Annotated in this window: 24 protein-coding genes and 3 pseudogenes; 18 read left to right on the top strand and 9 right to left on the bottom strand. The window is 69.4% G+C overall.

Going from position 1 to position 22498, the window contains the following annotated elements:
• The first annotated feature begins 10 nt into the window (after positions 1-10).
• From E3T24_RS09990 to E3T24_RS09980, 3 genes are read left to right on the top strand one after another with little or no spacing between them, the layout of a single operon-like run.
• On the top strand, positions 11-1516 hold the full coding sequence (locus E3T24_RS09990; RefSeq protein WP_134366298.1) for a DUF3375 domain-containing protein: 1506 nt from the start codon (positions 11-13) through the stop codon (positions 1514-1516).
• Positions 1506-2237 carry a DUF4194 domain-containing protein gene (locus E3T24_RS09985; RefSeq protein ID WP_166789198.1) on the top strand — a complete coding sequence of 244 codons (732 nt, stop codon included), beginning with the start codon at positions 1506-1508 and terminating at the stop codon, positions 2235-2237. The genes E3T24_RS09990 and E3T24_RS09985 overlap by 11 nt, the downstream gene beginning before the upstream one ends.
• Positions 2234-5617: an SbcC/MukB-like Walker B domain-containing protein gene (locus tag E3T24_RS09980; RefSeq protein ID WP_166789197.1), complete on the top strand. Its 3384-nt coding sequence runs from the start codon at positions 2234-2236 to the stop codon at positions 5615-5617. Before E3T24_RS09985 ends, E3T24_RS09980 begins: the two co-directional genes overlap by 4 nt.
• On the opposite strand, the pseudogene E3T24_RS09975 reads toward E3T24_RS09980, so the two are convergent.
• Positions 5614-6336, bottom strand: a pseudogene (locus tag E3T24_RS09975) (SUMF1/EgtB/PvdO family nonheme iron enzyme). The gene E3T24_RS09980 and the pseudogene E3T24_RS09975 sit on opposite strands and share 4 nt — an antisense overlap.
• Positions 6337-6409: 73 nt before the next feature.
• Here E3T24_RS09975 and E3T24_RS09970 point away from each other — a divergent pair.
• Positions 6410-6991 carry a hypothetical protein gene (locus tag E3T24_RS09970; RefSeq protein WP_134366295.1) on the top strand — a complete coding sequence of 194 codons (582 nt, stop codon included), beginning with the start codon at positions 6410-6412 and terminating at the stop codon, positions 6989-6991.
• Here the strand turns inward: E3T24_RS09970 and E3T24_RS09965 are convergent.
• The 7 genes and pseudogenes from E3T24_RS09965 to E3T24_RS09945 all read right to left on the bottom strand — a co-directional run bounded on the left by E3T24_RS09965 (position 6988) and on the right by E3T24_RS09945 (position 10445).
• Entirely contained in the window at positions 6988-7215 is a 228-nt protein-coding gene (locus E3T24_RS09965; protein WP_134434570.1) for a hypothetical protein, read from the bottom strand. The genes E3T24_RS09970 and E3T24_RS09965 overlap by 4 nt on opposite strands.
• The gene (locus E3T24_RS18030) at positions 7205-7966 is read right to left on the bottom strand and encodes a glycosyltransferase family 2 protein (protein WP_241978678.1); all 762 of its coding nucleotides are present in this window, start codon (positions 7964-7966) and stop codon (positions 7205-7207) included. Before E3T24_RS18030 ends, E3T24_RS09965 begins: the two co-directional genes overlap by 11 nt.
• A gap of 95 nt (positions 7967-8061) precedes the next feature.
• A pseudogene (locus tag E3T24_RS18025) lies at positions 8062-8298 on the bottom strand (glycosyltransferase); the annotation flags it as partial.
• Between the two features lie 2 nt (positions 8299-8300).
• Positions 8301-8648 carry a hypothetical protein gene (locus tag E3T24_RS18020; RefSeq protein WP_241978677.1) on the bottom strand — a complete coding sequence of 116 codons (348 nt, stop codon included), beginning with the start codon at positions 8646-8648 and terminating at the stop codon, positions 8301-8303.
• Between the two features lie 52 nt (positions 8649-8700).
• Entirely contained in the window at positions 8701-9144 is a 444-nt protein-coding gene (locus E3T24_RS09955; RefSeq protein WP_174776546.1) for a DoxX family membrane protein, read from the bottom strand.
• Positions 9141-9449: a hypothetical protein gene (locus tag E3T24_RS09950; RefSeq protein WP_134434569.1), complete on the bottom strand. Its 309-nt coding sequence runs from the start codon at positions 9447-9449 to the stop codon at positions 9141-9143. Before E3T24_RS09950 ends, E3T24_RS09955 begins: the two co-directional genes overlap by 4 nt.
• 51 nt (positions 9450-9500) lie before the next feature.
• Positions 9501-10445: a 1-phosphofructokinase family hexose kinase gene (locus E3T24_RS09945; RefSeq protein ID WP_241978676.1), complete on the bottom strand. Its 945-nt coding sequence runs from the start codon at positions 10443-10445 to the stop codon at positions 9501-9503.
• A gap of 57 nt (positions 10446-10502) precedes the next feature.
• On the opposite strand from E3T24_RS09945, the pseudogene E3T24_RS18015 reads away from it, so the two are divergent.
• The 4 genes and pseudogenes from E3T24_RS18015 to E3T24_RS09925 form a co-directional block, all read left to right on the top strand.
• A pseudogene (locus tag E3T24_RS18015) lies at positions 10503-10607 on the top strand (VOC family protein); the annotation flags it as partial.
• A 58-nt stretch (positions 10608-10665) separates the two neighbouring features.
• Complete coding sequence (locus E3T24_RS09935) at positions 10666-11139, top strand: hypothetical protein (protein WP_134434567.1); 474 nt, start codon at positions 10666-10668, stop codon at positions 11137-11139.
• Positions 11136-11687, top strand: a complete 552-nt coding sequence (locus E3T24_RS09930) for a hypothetical protein (RefSeq protein WP_134366290.1) — start codon at positions 11136-11138, stop codon at positions 11685-11687. Before E3T24_RS09935 ends, E3T24_RS09930 begins: the two co-directional genes overlap by 4 nt.
• A gap of 253 nt (positions 11688-11940) precedes the next feature.
• Complete coding sequence (locus E3T24_RS09925) at positions 11941-12318, top strand: rhodanese-like domain-containing protein (protein WP_134366289.1); 378 nt, start codon at positions 11941-11943, stop codon at positions 12316-12318.
• A 79-nt stretch (positions 12319-12397) separates the two neighbouring features.
• Here E3T24_RS09925 and E3T24_RS09920 read toward each other — a convergent pair whose 3' ends face one another.
• Positions 12398-13144, bottom strand: a complete 747-nt coding sequence (locus E3T24_RS09920) for a DUF2202 domain-containing protein (protein WP_134434566.1) — start codon at positions 13142-13144, stop codon at positions 12398-12400.
• A 143-nt stretch (positions 13145-13287) separates the two neighbouring features.
• Between E3T24_RS09920 and E3T24_RS09915 the strand changes: the two genes are divergently transcribed.
• The 10 genes from E3T24_RS09915 to E3T24_RS09870 all read left to right on the top strand — a co-directional run bounded on the left by E3T24_RS09915 (position 13288) and on the right by E3T24_RS09870 (position 22493).
• Positions 13288-13974, top strand: coding sequence for a response regulator transcription factor (locus E3T24_RS09915; protein ID WP_134366287.1), 687 nt, complete (start codon positions 13288-13290; stop codon positions 13972-13974).
• Positions 13971-15386: a HAMP domain-containing sensor histidine kinase gene (locus E3T24_RS09910; RefSeq protein ID WP_134366286.1), complete on the top strand. Its 1416-nt coding sequence runs from the start codon at positions 13971-13973 to the stop codon at positions 15384-15386. The genes E3T24_RS09915 and E3T24_RS09910 overlap by 4 nt, the downstream gene beginning before the upstream one ends.
• A gap of 16 nt (positions 15387-15402) precedes the next feature.
• Positions 15403-16140 (top strand): glutamine amidotransferase, encoded by a 738-nt coding sequence (locus E3T24_RS09905; RefSeq protein WP_134366285.1) that lies wholly within the window; start codon positions 15403-15405, stop codon positions 16138-16140.
• Positions 16141-16210: 70 nt separating this feature from the next.
• Positions 16211-16900: a universal stress protein gene (locus E3T24_RS09900; RefSeq protein WP_134434565.1), complete on the top strand. Its 690-nt coding sequence runs from the start codon at positions 16211-16213 to the stop codon at positions 16898-16900.
• Positions 16901-16909: 9 nt separating this feature from the next.
• Positions 16910-17401, top strand: coding sequence for a hypothetical protein (locus E3T24_RS09895; protein ID WP_134366283.1), 492 nt, complete (start codon positions 16910-16912; stop codon positions 17399-17401).
• A complete protein-coding gene (locus E3T24_RS09890) occupies positions 17398-17919 on the top strand; it encodes a hypothetical protein (RefSeq protein ID WP_134434564.1) in 522 nt (173 codons plus the stop codon). The genes E3T24_RS09895 and E3T24_RS09890 overlap by 4 nt, the downstream gene beginning before the upstream one ends.
• A gap of 32 nt (positions 17920-17951) precedes the next feature.
• On the top strand, positions 17952-20093 hold the full coding sequence (gene malQ, locus E3T24_RS09885; RefSeq protein ID WP_134366281.1) for a 4-alpha-glucanotransferase: 2142 nt from the start codon (positions 17952-17954) through the stop codon (positions 20091-20093).
• A gap of 69 nt (positions 20094-20162) precedes the next feature.
• Positions 20163-21185, top strand: coding sequence for a non-homologous end-joining DNA ligase (gene ligD / locus E3T24_RS09880; protein WP_134366280.1), 1023 nt, complete (start codon positions 20163-20165; stop codon positions 21183-21185).
• Between the two features lie 79 nt (positions 21186-21264).
• Entirely contained in the window at positions 21265-22215 is a 951-nt protein-coding gene (locus E3T24_RS09875; RefSeq protein ID WP_198417462.1) for an ABC transporter ATP-binding protein, read from the top strand.
• Positions 22212-22493 (top strand): hypothetical protein, encoded by a 282-nt coding sequence (locus tag E3T24_RS09870; RefSeq protein ID WP_134366279.1) that lies wholly within the window; start codon positions 22212-22214, stop codon positions 22491-22493. The genes E3T24_RS09875 and E3T24_RS09870 overlap by 4 nt, the downstream gene beginning before the upstream one ends.
• Positions 22494-22498: the final 5 nt, after the last annotated feature.

Genomic DNA, 22498 nt, shown 5'->3' with positions numbered 1-22498 from the left:
AACCTCCACCATGAGCGAAATCGCGGGCGAACTGGCGCGGGTGCGCGAAGCATTCGACAAACCCACCCTGCGCCTGCTGGACCGCAAGTGGGCGCCGTTCGTGCTTGCCGTCTTCAAATCCTCCTTCAGCCGGGACCGGCGCAGCGTGCAGGCCGACCTGCTGCACACCCAGGTCGACGCCTACCTGGCCGACCTGCGCTCGGTCGGCAGCGACGTCCCCGGCCGAAACGGCCGTGCCCTCTGCGTGCAGTGGATGAACGACCAGTGGCTCTACCGTGAGACCGGCGAGGGCGACGAAGAACACTACTCCCTCACCTCGCACGCGCTCGAAGCGCTGCTCCTGGTCGACAGCCTGTCGCGGGATCGAGCCCTGATCAGCGAGTCCCGCCTGACCACGATCGTCGACACCGTGCGCCACCGCGCCACGCAGGCCAACCCCGACCGGGACGAACGCATCCGCCGGCTCGACCAGGAGATCGCCGAGAGGACGAGCGAACGGGACCGCCTCGCCGCCGGCGGGGAGATCGCGGCCGTGTCGAACGAGCAGATGTTCGAGGGGTACGCGAACCTGATCGACCTGATCAACCAGCTGCCCAGCGACTTCAAGCGGGTTGAGGAGTCGGTCGCCGCCATGCACCGGCAGATCGTGAACGACTTCCGCGGCGAGGAGCGCCCGATCAGCGAGGTGCTCGACGAGTACCTGTCCAAGACGGATGCCCTGATGTCCTCGACCCCGGAGGGTCGCGCCTTCGAGGGGGCCTTCACCCTGCTGCGCAACGATGAGCTGCTCCTGGAACTGAAGACCGACCTCGAGACGATCCTGCTGCACCCCTTCGCCCTCTCGCTCACGAAGAACGACCGGATCGGCTTCATGGGAACCGTGCGACTGATCCGCAAGGGGATCGATGACGTCCTGACCCAGCGCAACGGGCTGACGACCACCCTGCGGGAACACATCGTCAACCACGACGTGGTCAAGGACCGCGAACTGGAACGCCTGCTGCGGGAGATCAACAAGGAGCTCGCCACCTGGATGCAGTCCGCCGGGCCCCGGTCCACGGTGACCGCCGAACTCATGCCGGGCACGCTCGACGTCGAGCACCTCAGGGAACGGTTCTACGACCCCGGCGCGCACCTGCCGCCGCCGGCCCTGGTCGACGTCTCCGAGGATGCCCCGCCGCCGCCGAGCCTGGACGACATGCGCAAGCAGGGCGGCCCGCTGCTGGGGGAGCTGCGCGACGCCATCGTGACGGCCTTCAGCACCGGGGACGCGGCATCCGTCGGCGACGCTTTCAACGACCTGGACCCGAACCTGCGTCGCCCGGTCGAAATCCTGGGGATGCTGCAGATCGCCACCCAGATCGACGCGGTCAGCCGCGCCGTGACCCTCGAACGGTTCGAGACGGTGCGGCCCGACGGCTCCAGCCGCAGCTTCGACGTGCCGCGCATCATTTTGAACGAGGACGAAACCGCGGCGCTGTCCGCCCTGAACTATGGATCTGACAATGACGACTGAGCTGACCGACGACACTGACCTTGCCCCGGAGGAGGAGGCGCGCAGCTTCTCGCAGTTCGAGGGCGACGAGGGTGGGCTCACCGTCGAGCAGCGCCGCACGCTGGTGCTGCTGATGAAGCACCGCTACATCTCCGCGGCCCTGCAGCCGGCGGAATGGCAGACGCTGCTGGCGTCTCGGAAGCTGCTCAAGTCGCGTCTGAACGACGTCTTCCTCGACCTGCACGTGGACCTGCACTACGAGGTGGCCTTCAAACGGCAGGCCGTGTCCGAGGGCGGCGACCGTTTCCCGACCCTCCTGCACGACGTGTCGTACACGCGGGAGGAAACGATCCTGCTGGTGCTGCTGCGCCAGCGGTTCCGCAGCGAGCGCGCCAACGGCCACGAGATCGTGATCGTGGATCGGGACAACCTGGTCGAGAATGTCGCCCATTTCCGCCCCGAGCACGCCACCGACCGCTCGGGCGACGCCCGCAAGGCCGCGGCCGCGGTGGACAGCCTCGCGAAGGCTCGGGTGCTGCTGAAGACCAGCGACCCTGACCGGTTCCGCATCTCGGCCGTGATCGAGGTGCTGCTGCCGGTGGAGCGGCTGAACGAATTGCTCGAATGGCTGGTGGCGCAGAACGCCCTGGACGCCGAATTCGATCCGTCGGCCGACTCCACCGACCTGACCGAGACCCTGCCCGAGATCCTGACCGACGCCCGGGTGGAGGCCACCTCATGACCGATTCCCCGCTGTTCTACGCCGACGGCCTCACCGAGGGCACCACCCAGTGGCGCGCCGACTCGTTCCAGATGGTCAACTGGGGCGGATTCCAGGGCCACCACGAGATCACCTTCGCCCCCACCGCCACGCTCGTCTCCGGCGCGTCCGGCACCGGCAAGAGCAGCCTGCTCGACGCGTATCTGGCACTGATGATGCCCTCCGACACCCCCTTCAACGGCGCCTCGAACGACGCCGGCTCCGGGCGCGCCCGCAGCGTCGACCAGCGCAACCTGATGACCTACCTGAAGGGCAAGACCGACTCCAACCGGGAGGCGGGCACGGGGGAGATGCAGGACCAGGTGCTTCGCGGCGCCAACGAGTCCACCTGGGGGGCCGTGTCGATGACGTTCATCGACGACAACCACCGCCGTTTCACCGTGCTGCGGGCCTATTTCGTTCCCCGCGGAGCGAGCAGATTCGCCGATATCACGATGAAGATGGCCACCACGGACGGCTATCTCGACCTGCGCGACCTGGCCGGCGTGACCGAGTCGCGGTTCGACAAGCGGGCGCTGAAGACCCGGTTCCCGGAGATGGATGTCTTCGACACCTATGCGGCGTTCGCCCAGACCCTCTACACCCGGCTGGGCATCGGCGCCAACGGCGAGGGCGGCAAGGCCCTCCGCCTGCTTGCGCGCATCCAGGCCGGGCAGCAGGTCAAAACGGTCGACGGGCTCTACAAGTCCATGGTCCTGGAAGAACCGGCCACCTTCGCCGCAGCCGACAAGGCCGTCGACCACTTCGAAGACCTGGAACGGTCCTACGGGGCCATGGTCACGGAGGCGCAGAAGGCCAGGGTGCTGGAGCGGCTGCCCGACCTGCACAGCGACTACGAGACGGCGAACGGCCAGGCCGACCTGATCGACGTCTTCGGGGTGCACCGCTCCGGGGACACGCCCTTCGTGCTCTGGCAGCTCCAGACCGAGCAGGTCCTGCTCGAAGCCGCCGCCGACGCCAACCGGGCGGAGCGCCGCGACAACCAGGAGCAGGCGACCCGGGCACGGGATGCCGAGACCGAGTTGAAGGGCCGGGTCGCCAAGATCCAGGACCAGCAGCGAGCCAACGGCGGCGACGTGCTGCTGCGCCTGCAGAACGACCTCGCCCGGCTGTCCGACAAACGCGACGACGTGGCCGGCGACCGGGCGAAGTTCGACGAGCGCATCCGGCTCCTGAACGTGGCCATTCCCTCGCACGACGAATTCGTCGAAGCCCAGGGCATCGCCGACCTCTTCCTCGCCCAGTTCGCCACGACCGAGGCGAGCCTCGAGGCCAAACGGGTGCTGCTCCAGCGGGAGGCCTACCCGGTGGAAAGCCAGATCCGCACCCTGAAGCAGGAACACGGATTCCTGAGCGGGCGGGCGAGCCTGGTTCCCCAGCATCTGCACAACGCCCGCCTGATGATCGCGGAGGCCGCGGGGATCCCGGTCGAAGACCTGCCGTTCGTGGCCGAACTCGTCGACATCGCCCCCGGCGAGGACGAGTGGCGCCAGGCCGCCGAGGTGACCCTGTCCTCCGTCGTGCGCGTCATGCTCGTTGACGAGACTCGCCTGGCCTCCCTGAGTCGGGCCATCGACCCGCTGAGCATCCCGGTGCGGATCCACTTCGAAGGGGTGGCGCTCCGGCCGCACCAGGACATCGCCGGCGACGACCGTTACGTCTCCGGCAAGCTCGTGTTCAAGGACTCGCCGTTCAGCGGCTGGGTGCAGGACCGGGTGCAGTCCGAGAACCTCGACGCGCTGTGTGTCGAGACCCCGGCCGGCCTGTTCGGCGACGGCCCCCGGGTCACCCCGAGCGGGCAAACCCGCAACGGCAAGCGGGGCGCCCACGGCTGGAACAGCGACCAGAAGTCCATCATCGGCTTCTCCAGCCGGGCTCGCCTGCACGACATCGACGAGGATCTGCTGCGGCTGAGCGCGAACGCCGATTCCCTTGCGCGCGAGGCATCCGTTGTGGCCAACCGCATCGCGGACCTGCGCGGCAGGAAGGGCGCCCACCAGTACATCATCGACAGCGTGTGGCCGGCCATCGACGTGCCGGGCGCGGAGGCCCGCATCCAGGACAAGGAGGCCGAACGTGAACGCGTCCTGGCCGACAGCGAAGTTCTGCGTGCCCTCAAAGACGAGGAGCAGAGGCTGTCGGTCGAGCTGGAGAGCGCCCAGAAGGATAAGCACGCCGCCGACCGTGACGGCCAGGGCCTCGTGGCCGAACAGGGGCGCCTCGTGGACCGGCAGGACGCGGTCAGCAACCGGCTGGACCGGATCGAACGTGAGCAGTCCGTGTCCCTGTCGGAGGAGCATGCCGCCCACCTCGACGCCCAGTTCGCCATGGTCGGTGACCGGAGCGACCTCGCCGCATTCGACGGCGGCGTCCGGCGTCTCCGCGACCGGCTGACCGAACAGTCCAGCCAGGATCGCGACAGCGCCACGAGCGCCCGCACCACCCTGGTCGGCATCTTCGAGACCTTCCAGAGTCGTTGGCCGGACCCGAACATCGGCGTCTCGCTGGACTCGTACACGAGCTACCGCGACATCCTCGACGCCGTCTACACGCTGGGCCTGCACGAGCGGCGCCAGGAGTGGAAGCGGCGCCTGTCCCTGTGGAGCGGCCAGGACCTCGTTCCGCTGGCGGGGGCGTTCAACACCTCCATCGAGGAGATCGAGGACCGGCTCCGTCCGATCAACGAGATCCTCACGACGCTGCCCTTCGGCGCCGGGCGCGACCGGCTGAAGATCGCCCTGCGCCGCCTGCACCGAGATGACGCGACCGCGTTCCGGAAGGAGCTCAAGGTCCTCTCCTCCGGCGCGACGGAAGAGTTCACCGACGATCAGACCGAGAGCCGCTTCAAGCGGCTGCAGGCCTTCATGCACCTGATCCGCCGGTCCGATGCGGGTTCCAGGGCCGCCGCCCAGCGCGACCTACTGCTCGATGTGCGCAAGCACGTGGAGATCACCGCGGTCCGGATCACGCCCGACGGCACCGAAGTCAGCACCTACTCGTCCCTCGGCGGCAAGAGCGGCGGGGAATCCCAGGAGCTCGTGGCCTTCGTCGTCGGGGCGGCGCTGCGGTTCCAGCTGGGCGACGAGAGCCGCACCCGGCCGCGTTTCGCTCCGGTCTTCCTCGACGAGGGGTTCGTCAAATCGGACTCGGAGTTCGCGGGCCGGGCCGTGGCCGCCTGGAAGGGGCTGGGCTTCCAGCTCATCATCGGTTCCCCGCTCGACAAGGTCACCGCCCTCGAGCCGCACATGGAGCTGGTGCTGTCGATGACCAAGAACAACAGCACGGGATATTCGTACGTCACCCCGCTGTCTTCGCCGGTGCTGTCCTCGCCGGTGGCCTAAGCCAGGCTCACCGTGCGAAACCCGATGTTCGCGGCGGCCGAGTCGGGGGTGTTGGAGGCCCGGGCGGAGTTGCGATAACGGTTGCAGTAGGAGTCGTGGCACAGGAAGGAGCCGCCGCGCATGATGCGTTGGCGGCCGGCGGCTGGGCCGGTCGGGTTCTTGCCGGGGGAGTGCGCGTAGAAGTTGGCGTCCCACCAGTCGGAGCACCACTTCCACACGTTTCCGACGCTCTGCCAGACGTCGTACGGGTTCGGCTCGAATTCCCGCACCGGCGCGGTGGTCAGCCAGCCGTCCGCTCGGGTGTTGACCGCGGGGAACTCGCCCTGCCAGGTATTGCACCGGTACCGGTCGCCTTACTCGTCGCCCCAGGGGTACAGGCGCCCCTCGAGGCCGCCGCGGGAGGCGCACTCCCATTCGGCCTCGGTCGGCAGCCGCGCCCGGCCCAGGATATCCTCCAGCTCCGCCGCGAGGGCGAGGTGGAAGACGGCCGAGTAGCCGAACACCTCCGACTCGGTGCGGAAGCCGGTGTCGGCGACGAAGGCCGCGAAGGCCGAGTCGGTCACGGAGGTGGCGTCCAGCTCGAAACCGTCGACCCGGACGGGGTGCACCGGCCACTCCCCGTCCCCGGGGTTGCCGACGCCGCTCGAGTCGCCCATCAGGAAGACCTGGCCGGGAACGGATACCTGGCCGATCGGGTGTCTGAGCGGGGTGGTGGTCATCACGTCTCCATCTGCATTCGGGCGCTGCCGCGTTTTCGCGGCCAGTATCGCACGACTAGAATTTTGGGGAGTCATGCACCAGAAAGTGAGTGCCGCCCTGCCTCCCATCAAGCGAATCGTCGAAGAAGGCCTGCTGATCGCGCTTTCCGCCGTGGGCATGGCCGTGAAGAACGACATCATCGTCGGCGCGCTCCGCGACAACCTCGACTACGACCCGGCGGTCTACGCGGCCGCCGCCCGCAAAGAGCTGACCCTGGTCGCTCATCAGAACGAGGAATACGGGCTGCGCGTCGGCCATCTCCGGAAGACACTCACCAAGGCCCGGTGGTCGGCCGACATCACCGCCGACCAGCGACACGACATCAGCCAGCTGGCCCTCCGGCGGCGCGTGCACAAGAAGCTCGCCCTCGCCCTGATGCACGTGGCCGAGGACGACGAGCAGGTCGCCCGCATCGTCGAACGCGCCCAGCATGTGGCCAGCGACGAGATCAGCGCCGCCCTCTCTGCCCGCCTGATCCGGCTCGCCATCGACTCGCGGGATCCCGACTACGAACGGGAGCGCGCCGAACGCACCGAGATGTTCGTGCAGATCGACCTCGCGGTGCTGGCGCTGAACCACGGCGTGGCGACCGGCGCCGCCGAGAGCGACTACTAGCGTCGTTCGTGCGCGTCCGGGTAGATGCTGCGCGTCTCGGATCGGCGATTGTGGGTCGGCAGCCAATCGATGAGGTAGATCCTGGGCAGGATCTTCGCGACGGCCAGCACCGCATACATCACGGTATTGATCGCCACAGACGTGGCCAGGACGGCGAAGAAGTCGGTCTGCAGGAAGGTCTCGGGCAGGAGAATCCCGGTCGGAGCCCTGAGGTCAGCGTGCATGAGATCTTCTTCCCGGTGTCGTCGCAGTGAGACCGTCGCCGTTTCCCCAGCGTGCCTGACGGCCGAACGTGATGTCGAGGATGCCCTTGACGTACACGGCATCGAGGAACATATCAAAGAGGAGTTCCGGGAACAGGGTTGCGGCCAGGAGGCGCCCCCGCCACCCTTCCCGCCACACGGAAACGACGCGTTCAACGATGAAGAGCGAGCCCACCCCCAGCCAGAAGGGGAACACCACCATCGCGTCCACGGACAGCGCCGTCAGCAGCAGGAGGAACATGAACGAGGACAGCGCGATGACGCTGTAGCCGATGCCCAACTGTTGGGCCCAGTAGCGGAACGTGGGCGGCGTCAAGGTGTTGGCCCCGAGGTTTTCCAGGGCCCCGCGCTGCCACCGCAGTCGTTGCGCCCACAGGGTGCGCAAGTCGGGCATCAGTTCGGTGACAACCGTGCACCGGGCGGGAGAAATGATCAGCGCGCCGAGTGATCTGAGTGCGATCGTGAGCTCGTTGTCCTCCGTGAGCGCGGCCGTGTCGTAGACGTCCTCCAGTTTTCCAGGGATCGTGACGCTCCGATTCTCCGCCACCGCCCGCAGCGCGGCCGGGCGGAACAGGGACGCGGTGCCGGTGAGCACGAAGACGTGGCCGCGTCGATGCCGGATCTGGCGTGAGTAGCGAATGTATTCGTTGCGCTGGAGCTGGCCGAGCAGCCCGAAACCCTCTTCCCCGTAGAAGAGGCCCCCGATGGCCATGAGGGCTCGGTCATCGGTGAGGCGGTCGACCGCGGCGGCCAGAAATCCGTCATCGACCTGGTGTCGGCGTCCAGCACCATGATGACGTCGTTGTCGCGTTGCAGGGGAAGCAGCTGTTTCAGGATCTGGTTCAGCGCGCCGGCCTTCTTCTCGGTGTTTCCCACCGATTCGAAAACCTCGACCTCGTGAGCCCGGGCGATGGCGACCGGCGAATCGGTGCAATTGTCGGCAACGACGATCACCCGATCGGGCTGGTGCGACTGAGCGAGAAGTGCGGAGAGCGTCGCCGGCAACAACGCTTCTTCATTGTGCGCGGGGATGAGTACCGTCACGGTCACCGGGCCGGCGAACTGCCCCGGGTCGACGCCATGAGGAGTTTGGGTGCGAGCGGAGTGATCCGACGATTCGTTGAGCGATGTGACTTTCTCGCCGTCAGCCGCTCCAGCAGGCCGATTCCCGCCGCGAACAGGAGCGCCAGGGCAATGGCGGCGGTCAGGACGCGACCGGTCGGCGCCTCCAGGTCGTAGAACAGGCCCCAGATCCCGCGGAGGGAATCGGTGGTCGGGGGCGGGCCTTCCGACGGATCGGTCGAAGCGACCGCGAACCAGAGCAGGAGCGCGGCGCCGCCGGCGATCACGGCAACGGCAAGACCGACGACGCGGCTGAACAGATTGGCCCCCATATGGCCACCCTATCGGAGGATTCCTTGGGTCAGATTCCTCGGGGCAACGGCCTCAGCCCCGTCGGCTCGCCCGCCAGGCGCGCCAGGCGCCGGTGCACCACAGGGCCCAGAGCACCAGCAGCGGCTGGAACGCCAGCCGGATGCCGCGGCCGAGGTCGGAATCCAGACCGAAGGAATCCGTGCCGGTCACGAACTGGGAGATGTTGCCGGGGAAGATCGCCACGAAGAACGCGGCCACGATCCAACCGACCTGCGTCCGTCGCCTGGCCAGCGTCAGCAGCGCGATGCCGAGAACGATCTCGACGATCCCGGACGCGACCACGACGAAGTCCCCATCCGTGGGAACCCACTGGGGTACCTGGGCCAGGAACGCCGTTCTGTTCCAGGTCAGGTGGCTGATCCCGGCGAGCAGGAGGAACGCGCCGAGGATGAGCCGGGCGGTCGTGCGGGGGAGGGAAGCCGGGGCCGTCACGGCGGCTGCGGGCCGGGCGCTCACGCGCCGACCGCGGCCGCGATATCCGCGTCGGTGCGGGCGTTGAACACGCCCCACATGATGTGGGTCGGACCGCTGCCGTCGCTGCCCGGTGCGGCGGCCCGGCTGGTCCAGCGATGTCGGATCGCGGCTGCACCCAGAGCGGTGAGGGAGGGGGCGATACGGGTCTTACGGAGCGTGCCGGCCATCACGCTTCCGTCGGGAGCGAGCCGCCAGCCACGGTCGTGGGCGAGGACCTGACCGACCTCCTCGTCTGTGAGCCAACGGGAAAAGCTGCGACCGGGCGGGTCGATGGCGGTGAGCTTCATGCTCGCAACTGTACTTCCTGCGTCATCCGTGTTGTCCTGCGCAGTGCTGTCCTACGCCATGAGCCCTTCGAGTTCGGCTTCCAGCCGTTCCACGTCCGCTCGGCGGCATAGCTCCGTGGCCGGCGTCATCGCCGTCGCGCTGCCGGCCGCGACGCCGGCCCGGAAGGCTGCCTCGACCGGGTGGCCCTGCGCGATGCGCAGCACGAAGGCGCCCAGGAAGCTGTCGCCCGCGCCGACCGTGCTCTGCACCTGCACGCGGGGCACCGGCAACCGCATGACGCCCGCGGCCGATGCCAGCACGGCCCCTGCCCCGCCGAGTGTCAGGGCCACGAGTTCCGCGGCCCCTCGGCCGACCAAGGTGGAGGCCACGTCGACCTGGCTCTCCTCGCTCTCGAGCGTGGCACCGGCATACTCGTCCAGCTCCCGCCGGCTCGGCTTGACCAGGTACACCCCTTCGGCGAGGGCTTCGGCGAGAGCGTCCCCGGACGCATCCACGATGCACCGGGCATCCCGCTGGTGCGCCAGGCGGGCAACCCGGGCGTAGAAATCGTCCGGCACGCCGGGAGGCAGGCTGCCGCTGGCGACCACGAAACCGTTCACCGGAATCGCCGCCTCGACGAGTGCCAGACAGGCGCGCCACTCGGCTTCGCCGAGTTCGGGGCCCTCCAGCACGAAACGGAACTGCTTGCCCGTGGTGGTCTCATCGACGGTGAAGTCTTCCCGGGTGCTGCCGGAGATCGGCACGACCAGGGTCGGAATGTGCTCGGCCTCGATCAGGCGGCGATACGCTTCCCCGGTGGGTCCGCCCGCGGTGTACACAGCCAGGGCCTGACCGCCCAGCCGTTGCACCACCCGGGCGACGTTCATCCCTCCGCCGCCCGGGTCCAGGCGCGAAGCGCCGCAGCGCAGCTTGTGTTCGCTGACCACCCGCTCGGTCGAGGTGCTCACGTCGAGGGCCGGGTTCACGGTGAGGGTCAGAATCGGTCGCGTCGACATCCCGGTTGTCTGTGTCTTCCTTGAGGCTTCCATGAAGCCAGCGTAAGATTCCGCGCGGTCACCATGCCGCGCTATCCGGCTCCCTGGGGTGACAGCTTCGGCATGTGCACGGACAAATTCGGGGTGAGCTGGCTCGTCAATATCTCGCCGGCGCAGCACTAGCACCCGGATATCGGCGGGCCTACAGTCACGGGAGGCGCGCTGAGGAGGTGGAGTGGTCATGGCCGGAACGAAGGGCAGCACGGTCACACGGCCTTCCAGCGGTCGTGCGGCGACCGTGACCGTATGGGTTCTGGCTGCCCTGGCCCTGGCCGTCGCTGGCGCGGGCTTCGCCACCGCCAACCACATCGACAGCGTCACGAGGGCCGTGTTCTCGACCGAGCTCCAGGAGTTGCGCGGCGACCTGAGCGGGTCGGGCGTGGTGGCGGCCGAACTGAGCGCCCGGACCGACGGCGTCGCCGCCGCGATGGCGGCGGCTGTGCGTGCGGCCGAGGAACACATGTCCGCGCGCAACGAGCTGGTGGAAGGCTTCAATCGCGGCATCGACCAGTACAACTCCTCCGGCGCGGTCGACATCGTGCAGAGCGAGCTGCCGCCGCTGATCGACCGGTACCGGGGATCGGTCGCCGACCTGCACGACCGGCAGGAGCAACTGGCTGCGGCCGTCGATGCGCTCCACGGTGCGGTGCCATGAGTGACGGTGCCTGGCCGAACGGTGCCTGGAACAGCGGCAGCCCGGATGCCCCGGGGCCGGCCGAGTACGTCACCGTGCCGCTTCCGCCCACCCGGGGACCGGCCTTCTGGGTGGGGCTGGGCGTGCTGGTGATCGGCCTCGTCCTGGGCGTGGCCTCCGTGCCGTTCGTCAACTCCAGTGTGCAGCGCAGTCAAGCCCTGGGACGCTACGCCGAAGCCAGTACCAAGGCGGGTTTCGCTGCCACGCTGGGGGACGAGACCGTGGTCACCGCTCAGGAGCTGGCCGGTTTGACCCAACTGGATGCGGCGAGCGCACCCGCGATGAGGCAGTTCCTGCTGAGCGGGGACAGTTTCAGGTTCAACCTCTCCAACGAGGACGTGAACGGCCGGCGAAGTGCCGAGGAGGACGCGTACCGGCAGCTGGCGTCGTCGGCGGATCGTCTGGCCGACGTGCTGGCCGTCGACGGCGCGATCAAGGAGACCCTGAACGCGGCAGTTGCGGAAGGCGATACCCCTGGGGGTATACTGGGGTTTCCGCTAGATCAATGAAGGAGTGACCATGTGCAGTCCCATCCGTTGCAACCGTTGCAATAAAATCACCTGGACCGGCTGCGGTGAGCACGTCGACAGTGTCATGGCCGGCGTTCCCGCCGAGCAGCGTTGCACCTGTAACTAGTCCTGCCCCGCGCCAGCAAAGCGCGCGAGAGACTGACCGCCACCACTGGCGGCCAGTCTCTTCTGCGTGCGGCGCGGGTTGACAACCCGGGCGAATCTTATACCCCCGGGGGTATAAGGTGGAGTCATGAAAACCTTTTTCGCAGCCCTGGCCCTGGCGTCCGTCGCCCTGTTCGGCCTGACCGCTTGTTCCGCCGCCGCTCCTGCGGCTCCGCCCGTGGCCCTGGCCGCCGACGCCGTCGTGATCGACGTGCGCACCCCGGGGGAGTTCTCCGCCGGACACCTCGAGGGCGCGGTCAACATCGACGTCCAGTCTCCTGACTTCGACAGCCGGATGGCCCCCCTCCCGACCGACGGTGACTACCTCGTCTACTGCCAGTCCGGTAACCGCTCCTCCGCAGCCGCGGCCCGCCTGGCCGAGCTGGGCTACACCTCGGTCACGGACGGCGGCGGCATCTCCGCCGCGGCCTCGTCGACCGGCCTCGCGGTCGTGACCACGCCGTAGCAGCGACACCGCACCACGACCAAGCCGCACAGGGTGCCCACCGAAGTGGGCACCCTGTGCGGCTTTTCGCGTGCGATACCTAGCCGCCGAAGGCGACGAGGTGGCGCTCGGAACCCGCGAGCAGGTGCTCGTAGACAGCGAGCACGTCCGGGGCGGTGACGCCGTCCTGCGCGGCCGTGAGATCGGCGATGTCGGTCTTCTCGACCGTGCGTGCGGCCTCGAGCGCGGCATCCTGGCTGGCCGAACCATCGGCGAGCAGGGTGTCGTAGAGCTTCTGGGTGCTGTCGGTGGTGAACGTGCCGGCCTCGATCCCGTCGGTCGGGTCGGTCACGGCGTAGCGCTCGAGGAGCGTACGGACGGCGTCCAGGTGCTTGACCTCCGCCTTCGCGACCCTGCTGAATTCAGGGGTGTCGTACAGATCGGCGAAGGCGACGTACAGGTCGTGCGCCAGCTTCTCCTCCTCGGCCATGGCCGCGATCGCGGTCTTCTCATCGTCGGTCATGGTGCCGCTGGCCACGTCGGCGATGCCGGCGCCCATTCCGGCGCCGCGATTCCCGGTGCCCTTCTCGGCGCCATTTCCGGCGCCCATGCCGGTGCCGGCGCCGTTGCCGTCGCCCATTCCGACGTGGTTCTCCTGGCCGTTCTTCATCATCTCCGAGTGGGCGTGCGGCTGGCTGGTGCTGGTTCCCGATCCGGCTCCCGGCCCCTGCCCGTCACCGTTTCGCGCATCACTGTTCTGGGCGATCGCGGGGACGGTCCCGGCGGCGATGAGGGCGGTGGCCACAGCGCCGGTGGCGATATAGGTGGCAATGATTCTCTTGCGCATGGTGTGCTCCTTTGACTGAGTTTGTTGTTGCTGTGATCAATCTCCCGCAGGGGCGTGCAGAGACTCTGGCAGGCGTGTGGAGACGGTGTGGAGATCCCGGCCGGCATCCGGCGCTCGGGGGCGGCCGGGAGTTATGGTGAGGTATGCCCACGGTGCTGGTCGTTGAGGACGAACGCGACATACGAGACGTGCTGCGCCGCTACCTGGAGCGGGCCGGATTCTCCGTGCTCACGACCGCGTCCGGGGCGGAGGCGCTGCGGTTGCTCTCCACGGCCGACCTGGTTGTGCTGGACCTCGGTCTTCCGGACATCGACGGGACCGACGTGCTCCGGGAGGTGCATGCCCTGGGCAATCTGCCCGTCATCGTGCTGACCGCACGCAGCACCACCGAGGATCGCATCCGCGGGCTCGAGCTGGGCGCGGACGATTACGTGACGAAGCCCTTCAGCCCCCATGAGGTGGTGTTGCGGGTGCAGGCCGTCCTTCACCGCTACAGCGGAGTGACCGCGGAGGCCGGCCCGGTCACCTACGGCAACCGGAGGCTGCGGATCGATGAGGGCTCACACCGGGCCTGGTTGGATGACACCCTGCTCGACCTGACCCCCACCGAGTGGGGTCTCCTCGCGGCCGTGGTTGCCGCCCCGGGCCGGGTCTACTCGCGCTATGAACTGGTGAACAGGGTTCGCGGCTACGAGTACGCCGGCTACGAGCGCACGATCGACTCGCATATCAAGAACCTCCGGCGCAAACTCGGGGTCGACGGGGCAGATGTCGTGGAGACCGTGCTCGGCGTCGGCTACCGCCTCGGGTTCGCCCAGGATCCGCAGTGAGCGCCGTGGGATCCGGGCCGCGTGTAGGCCTGGGATCGCTCGGCCGCCGGCTTCTGCTCGCCTTCGTCCTGGTCGCCGTCTCGTCGGTGCTCGTTCTCACCGCGGCCGCCCTGATCGGGGTCGACCGCGGCGAACAGGTCGCCCAGGCGGCCGAGCATCAACAGGTCGCGCAGTCGGCCGCTGCCGCCGCCGCCGACGCGTATCAGCAGGCCGGCGGCTGGGAAACGGCCGATCTGAGCCGTGCACTGGCCGTCGGCGAGGCCGCCTCCGGCCGCCTGGCCGTGCTCGATCAGGACGGAGCGACGCTGCAGAGCGCCACACACGGCTCCGGCGGGAACCCCGGCGGGCCCGGCCAGGGCAACGGGTCCGGGTCAGGTTCGGGCATGGGCCAGGTCGTCGTCACGGCGCCGATCGTGGTCGACGGCACCCGGGTCGGCACGATCCGGGTGGCCTTCGGGGGTTCCGCGGGCACCCGGGTGCTCGACGTGGCCTGGGCGTGGATCGCCGTGGCGGCCGGCGTCGCACTGGTCATGGCCATCGGTACGAGCTGGCTGGTCACCCGCCGGCTCGTGCGACCGATCCGCGGAATGACGGATGCCGCACGGTCGTTCACCGCCGGCGACCGCCAGGCGCGCGTGACCGGGACGGCGCCGGGGGAGCTGGGCGAGCTGTCCGTCGCGTTCAACGGGATGGCCGACGCGGTCGTGCGCTCCGACCGGGACCGGCGCAATCTGACGGCCGATGTGGCCCACGAGCTGCGCACTCCGCTGGCAGCGCTGCAGGCCGGACTGGAGGAACTCCGTGACGGTCTGGTGCAGCCGACCCCGGAGGGCCTGGCCGGTCTGCATGACCAGTCCCTCCGGCTGGGCCGGGTGGTGGCCGACCTCGCCGAGCTGTCCGCGGTCGAGACGGCGGGCCTGTCCCTGCACCTGGCCCCGGTCGACCTCGCCCGGTTGGTGCGGGAGGAGGCTTCGCTGCGCGAGCCGCAGTTGCGGGCGGTGGGACTGGGCGTGATCCTCGACCTGGCGGGGCCGGTATCCGTCCGAGCCGACGCCGACCGGGTGCACCAGGCGGTCGGCAACCTGCTGGCCAACGCGGCCCGGTACTGCCGCCCGGGGGACGAGGTCACCCTCGCGGTCACCGTCGAAGGCGCCGGTGGATCCAGTGGATCCGGTGGGCATGCGGTGCTCACGGTCGCCGACAGCGGCCCGGGAATCCCCGCGGATGAGCTGCCGTTCATCTTCGACCGGCTCTGGCGGGGGCGGGCCGCCGAAGAGGTGGCGGGCTCCGGGATCGGGCTGGCCCTCGTGCGCGAGATCGTCACCAGCCACGGCGGCACCATCGGGGCGACGTCCGCTCCGGGGCGGGGCGCCACGATCACGATCCGGCTGCCACTGAGCCCGGGCCGGTGACCGCTACGATGATGCTGTGAAGCCCTTTCTGCTGCTGGCCACGCGTCCCGAAGATGAGGCTGCCGACGACGAGTACGCCGGTTTTCTCGAGGCCGGGGGACTGGCGCCTGACCAGCTCCGGCGCGTGCGCCTGGAAGCCGGCCCGATGCCGCCGATCGTCCTGTCGGACTACTCCGGCATCATCGTCGGGGGCAGCCCGTTCAACGCGAGCGATCCGCCGGAGACGAAGAGCGCGCTTCAGCGCCGGATCGAAGGCGAACTCGGGGAGCTACTCGACCGGGTCCTGGCCGAGGACTTCCCGTTCCTCGGCGCCTGCTACGGCATCGGCCTGCTCACGAGCCACCTCGAGGGCACGCTCAACGGCGAGGGGGCGGAGGAGGCCGGGCCGACCATGATATCCCTCACCGAGGAGGGTTCGACCGACCAACTGTTCGCCCGGCTGATCCCGACCTTCGAGGCGTTCGTCGGCCACAAGGAGGCGTGCGCGGTCCTGCCGGCCGGCGCCGTGCTGCTCGCGACCGGGCGGGACTGCCCGGTGCAGGCCTTCCGGGTGGGACGCAACGTCTACGCCACCCAGTTCCATCCGGAACTGACCAATGCGGGCATCCTGACCCGCATCCGCATCTACCGCGAGTTCGGCTACTTTGACCCCAACGGGATGGACGAGGTCATCGCGGCGATCGACGCATCCGTCGTCACCGAGCCGGCCACCCTGATGAAGGCCTTCGTCGAACGGTTCGCCACCGAGGACTGATCTCCGCCTGCAGCCGGGCACGTGCGACCCGGCACTTGCGGGTTGGGCGCAGGCCGCCCATGCTGACGGCATGTGGCAGGTCATCATGATTGTGCTGGTCGGCTGGATCCTGGTCGGTCTCTCCGTGGCGCTGGTGATGATCCGGCGGGGCCACGACGTCGTAATCTGGCTCGTACTCGGCGTCGCCGCAGGCCCGTTCGCGATCGCCCTGGCCGGACTGGGGGCCTACCTGGAGCGGCAGATCCCGGTTCTCAAGACGGTGGAAATCACCGATCAGCCTCGCACCGATCAGCTCCTCACCGATCGGATTCGGATGCTGGCCGGCATCGACGGCTCCGACGCCGCCACCCATGCCGTCGTGGCCGCCGCGACCATGTTTGGGGCGCGGCTTAGCTCCGTCACGCTGCTGACGACCCTTGACTACGACACGGCGTTCGGCGCATCCGCCGCCCGGCTGGACCGGATCACCGGAGATGCCCAGGCCGCTGCCGTGCGCACCCTCTCGGCGATGGGCCTGCGTCCGCACAGCGCCCGGGCGAGCGGCGGGGCGGCCGAGCAGATCGCTCTCAGCGCGGCGTCCGGGCACTACGACCTGATCGTCCTGGGCTCGCATCGGCGCCGGCAGTCACCCCTCGGCAGCGTGACGAATCGGGTGGCCGAGAGGTCGCCGATCCCGGGTTTGATCATTCCTCCGGCCCGGCTTGCGGCGGCGACGACGACGGATGCGACGGGGCTTGGCACTCGGGAAAATACCCCGTAGGGTATAAAAATGCGAATCGGATGGAACGCCCTGCGACGCTGGCCCGCTCGGCGTTGGGGCGTGGCCCTGTTGAGCGCGATCGTGACGGTCCTCGTGATCGCGATCCCGACCGACCTGATCGACACGCCCTTTTTCGCCCGCGAGGTCCCCCCGACAATGTGGTCCTGGCCAGTGCTCCTGCTCAGCGCGATCCTGGCCGGCCTCGTCACCGCCACCTACGTCGCCTATCCGGACGGTGCGGAGCCCGGAAAGGCGGAGGGGCGCCTCGGCCTGGCCGGATGGCTGATCACCTTCTTCGCGGTCGGCTGCCCGGTGTGCAACAAGATCGTTCTCCTCGCGCTCGGCACCACCGGCGCCCTGCAGTTCTTCGAACCGGTCCAGCCCTACCTCGCCGCCGCGTCCATCGCGCTGCTCGGCTGGGCGCTCCGGGCGCGCCTCACCCGCGAAAATTCCTGCCGGCTCACCGCCGCAGCACCCGACAAGGAGTCAGCCACAGTATGAGCGTCACCGGAATCACCGGCATCACAAGCATCACGGTCCTGTTCGGAGAACTCCGATCCTGGTCGGTGCCACGCCGGCTGATTGCCGCCGGCGTGGCCGCCGCCGCGCTCGTCGGGCTGACCATCGTGTCGGGTACCCTCTCGGTGATCGATGGCGCGATTGTCTTCCCCGGTGCGTGGTGGGGGTATCTGCTCACCGTGGTCGGCTCGGGGCTGGTCGGCCTGGTCGTCGCCGGCTACGTCGACGCGCCAATCGGCGCGGAGGCCACCATGTGCGATCTGCGCTGGCCCGTGCTCGGCCTGATCGCACTGTCGCTCTCGACCGATCTGCTCACGGCGGTGCCGCTGCTCGAGGGATTCGTGCGCCCCGTGGTGGCGGTCGCGGCCGTGGTGCTGCTGGTGTGGGCCCTGCGCGAAAGGCTGCAGAGCGAGCACGACGCCACCACCGGTGCAGACGGTGAAGTGTGCACGACCTGCCGCCCGCTGTTCCCGCTGGCTCAGGGCCGTTCGGGGCAGTAATCCGGGGCGATGCCGGCCCGTAGAGTTGGACCATGAAACACGAACAGATCGACGGCACTCCGGCGGCGCTGGTGGAGTTGGCACGGCTACTCGGGGTCGACACCTCATTTTGCGGCTGGGACGGCGTGGAACGTCCGATCGAGAGCCGCACCCTCCGGGGCGTGCTGACCGCGCTGGGCGTCGCAGCCGGAACGGGCGTCGAGATCGAGTCGTCCCTGGCCGAGCAGCGCCTGGCGCCGTGGCGCCGGCTGCTGCCGCCGAGCGTCGTCATCCGCGAGGGCAGCGAATTCGAGCTGCCCGTCCACGCGCGCCAGGGCTCCGCCACATCGGTCTGGATCATCGCCGAGGACGGCGCCCGCTTCGAGGTGCCGCAGCACGGCGACGCGGGGGAGACGCGCGACGTCGACGGCCGGCCCGTCAGCCGGCTCGCCTTCACCATTCCGACCGGACTTCCCCTGGGCTGGCACACCCTGCACGCCGACGACGACGGCCGCACCGGGGAGGCCGTGCTCGTCGTCACCCCGGCCCGGCTCCGGACCCCCTGGCTCGCCGCCGGGCGCCGCGACTGGGGCCTGATGGCACAGCTCTACTCGGTGCGCTCCTCCCGCTCCTGGGGGATCGGTGACTTCGCCGACCTGGGCGACCTGGCCGCGATCTCCGGCTCCCAGTACGGTGCCGGCTTCGTTCTGGTCAATCCCCTCCACGCCTCCGAGCCCGCGCCGCCGGTCGAGCCCTCCCCGTACCTGCCGTCCAGCCGGCGATTCTTCCACCCGCTCTACATCCGGGTGGAGGACGTGGCCGAATACGCCTACCTCCCCGCCGAGGCGCGTTCGGTCGTGGAAGCCCTGGCCGCCCGGCAGCATCCGGCCAACCTGAACGTGGACCGGCTCGACCGGGATTCCGCCTACGCCGCCAAACTGACCGCCCTGGAAGCCATCCACGAGGTGCCCCGCAGCCCGGCCCGCGCGCAGCAGTTCGACACGTTCCGCGCCGAGCAGGGGCAGGGACTCTCGGACTTCGCCCTCTGGTGCGCCCTGTCCGAACGCTTCCCCGTCGACGCCGCGGAGTGGAGCATCGAGCCGCGCGGCCCGCAGGGCCCGTTCGCCGCCGCGCACCGGGACGGGCTGGCCGGACGGGTCGAGTTCCACAGCTGGTTGCAGTGGCTCTGCGACCAGCAGTTGGAGACCGCACAGCGGGCCGCGACGGATGCCGGGATGTCCATCGGCATCATGCACGACCTGGCCGTCGGCGTGCAGACCACGGGGTCCGATGCGTGGACCCTGCGTGACGTGCTCGCCCAGGGCATGACCGTTGGCGCGCCGCCGGACATGTTCAACCAGCAGGGCCAGAACTGGTCCCAGCCGCCGTGGCACCCGGGCCGGCTCGCCGAATCGGGCTACGCCGCCTATCGGGACATGCTCCGCAGCATCCTGCGTCACGCGGGCGGCCTGCGGATCGACCACATCCTCGGGCTGTTCCGGCTCTGGTGGATCCCGGCCGGCGGAGGCCCGGGCGAAGGCACCTACGTGCACTACGACCACGAGGCGCTGATCGGCATCCTGGCCCTCGAAGCCCAGCGCGCCGACGCGATCGTGATCGGGGAGGACCTGGGCGTCTTCCAGCCCTGGGTGCGGGACTACCTGGCCGAACGCGGCATCTTCGGCACCTCGATCCTGTGGTTCGAGCGGGACAACGGCGTGCCCGTGCCCCCGGAGCACTACCGCCAGCAGTGCCTGACCAGTGTGAACACCCACGACCTGCCGCCGACGGCCGGCTACCTGGCCGGCGACCACGTCACCCTGCGCGAATCGCTCGGCCTGCTGGGTCGCCCGGTGGCCGAGGAACGGGAAGCCGACCGCGCCGAGCAGGCAACCATGTTCGCCGCTGTGCGCGAGCGGGGACTGCTGCCGACGACCGAGGACGGCCCGGCCCTTCCGGTGCAGCAGACGGTGGAGGCGCTGTACGCGTACACCGCGCTGACGCCGTCGTTGCTCCTGGGCGTGGCCCTGGTGGATGCGGTCGGGGAGAGGCGCACGCAGAACCAGCCGGGGACGACGGACGAGTACCCGAACTGGCGGATTCCGCTGGCCGGGCCGGATCTGGACCTCGTGCTGATCGAAGACCTGCCCGCGAACCCGCGGTTCGCAGCCCTGGTCAGGGCGATCACTCCCTGACCCTGCGGCGGCTGACCCGGTGGCCGGCCGGCCGTGGCGGAGCCGGCCAGCCGTGACTACAGTGTGGTCATGGCCGGCCCCGCCGTTCTCCTTCCCGTGCCGGGACCCCACGGCACCCGTGACGTGCGCATCACGAGTCCGGACAGAATCCTCTGGCCGGACCTCGGCCTGACCAAACTCGACCTCGCCCGCTATCTCGTCGACGTGGGTGAGGCCTTCACCCTGGCCAACGGGGACCGTCCGATCTCGCTTCAGCGCTTTCCCGGCGGCATCGACGGGGAGCAGTACTTCTCCAAGAACCCGCCGCAGGGGGCGCCGGATTTCGTGCGGTCGGTGACCGTGGTGTATCCCAGCGGCCGCTCGCATCCGCAACTCGTGATCGACGAGCCGGCGGCGGCCGTCTGGGCGGTCCAGATGAACACCCTCGTCTTCCACCCCTGGGCCTCCCGCGCGGGCAACCCCGACAACCCCGACCAGCTGCGGATCGACCTCGACCCGCAGCCGGGAACCGACTTCTTCGACGCCGTTCCGGTCGCCCGGGAACTCCGCATGGTGCTGGCGGAGGCCGGCCTGACCGCTTTCGTGAAGACCTCCGGCAGCCGCGGGCTGCACATCTTCGCTCCGATCGAGCCCACCCACGAGTTCCTGCACGTGCGCCACGCCGTGATCGCGGCGGCCCGCGAGCTCGAGCGCCGCCTGCCGCGCACCGTCACGACGTCCTGGTGGAAGGAGGAACGGGGGAAACGGGTGTTCGTCGACTTCAACCAGGCCAACCGTGACCGCACGATGGCGGGGGCCTACAGCCCGCGGCCGCTCCCGCAGGCGCCGGTCTCCTGCCCGCTCGCCTGGTCCGAGCTCGCACACGTCGCCCCCGGCGACTTCACCATCGTCACGGTGCCCGAGCGGCTCCGGCGCACCGGGGACCCGTGGGCGGATCTGCAGGCGCGCCCCGGCACGATCGACACCCTCCTCGGCTGGTGGGACCGTGACCTCGCCGACGGGCTCGGCGAAATGCCGTTTCCCCCGGACTTCCCGAAGATGCCCGGCGAGCCGCCCCGGGTGCAGCCCAGTCGCGCTCGCAAGCCCGGCTGAACGGTCGATCGGGCGCAGAGGCGCCTAGCAACGGCGCGGGGCCCGGTTTATCCTCGGGGAAAATGCCGAAGGCAGGGGAGTGATTGCCGTGAGTGTGGTCAACGTCAACGGGCTTCGGAAACAATACGGCGGACTGACGGTTGTCGACGACCTGTCTTTCTCCATCGAGCAGGGAGAGATTTTCGCCCTCCTCGGCCCGAACGGCGCCGGGAAGACCACGGCCGTGGAGATCCTCGAGGGGCACCGCACCCGCGACGGCGGAACGGTGGATGTGCTCGGGTTCGATCCCGAAACCGGCGGGCGGGCGTTTCGGGAACGCATCGGGATCGTGCTTCAGGAGGCAGGCTTCGACGAGGACTTCACGGTCGGCGAGCTGGTGCGCCTCTACCGGGGACTGTACCCGCGTCGGCGCGATGCCGACGCCGTGATCGGGCAGGTCGGGCTGGCCGAGAAGAGGAATGCGCGCGTCAAGACCCTGTCCGGCGGGCAGCGCCGGCGCCTGGACCTCGCGCTGGGCCTGGTGGGTGACCCCGAGGTCCTCTTCCTCGACGAACCCACGACCGGGTTCGACCCGTCCGCACGTCTGCGGGCCTGGGACCTGGTCGAGGGACTGCGGGAAATGGGTAAGACGGTTCTGCTCACCACGCACTACCTTGACGAGGCCGAGCACCTGGCGGACCGGGTGGCCGTGATCGTGCGCGGGCGGCTCGTGGCACTCGGCACGCCGGCCGCTCTCGCCGCCGAGCAGCACGCCGCCGTCGTCTCCTTCCGGTTGCCGGAGGGCGCCGAGCCGCGGGACCTGCCGGCCCTCGAGTCCCGGCCGTTGCCCCACGGGGCCGACTGGGAGGTGGCCACGGACCACCCCGCCGCGGTGGTGCACGCCCTGACCGGCTGGGCGCTGGGGCTGGGCAGCGAACTGCCGGCGCTGAGCGTGCGCCGCCCCTCGCTCGAGGACGCGTACCTGTCGCTGATCGGGGGTGCCGATGCGGCGGACGCGGCGGAGGCGGCATCCGGGGAGCCCCGGCCATGACCTCCGCCGCGACCCGGATCGACATCGGCCGCCCGGGCACGGTCCGCCTGGTCCTGGGACAGCTCGGCTATGCCGTCGTGGCATTGTGGCGGTCGCCGACCGTGCTGATCTTCACGTTTGCCATGTCCCTGGTCTGGCTCGTCGTGATCGGCATCGTCGCAGGCAACGAATACCTCGGCCCGGGGTCCGGCGTGCGCGTGATGCAGTTCGCCACCCCCGTCGCCGTCGCGATGGGAACCTTCTTCGGCACCTATCCCACCCTCGGAACGACACTGTAGGAGGC

Source organism: Cryobacterium sp. TmT2-59 (genome assembly GCF_004403545.1).
Classification (GTDB): domain Bacteria; phylum Actinomycetota; class Actinomycetes; order Actinomycetales; family Microbacteriaceae; genus Cryobacterium; species Cryobacterium shii.
This window is presented reverse-complemented; position numbering and strand designations above follow the sequence as displayed.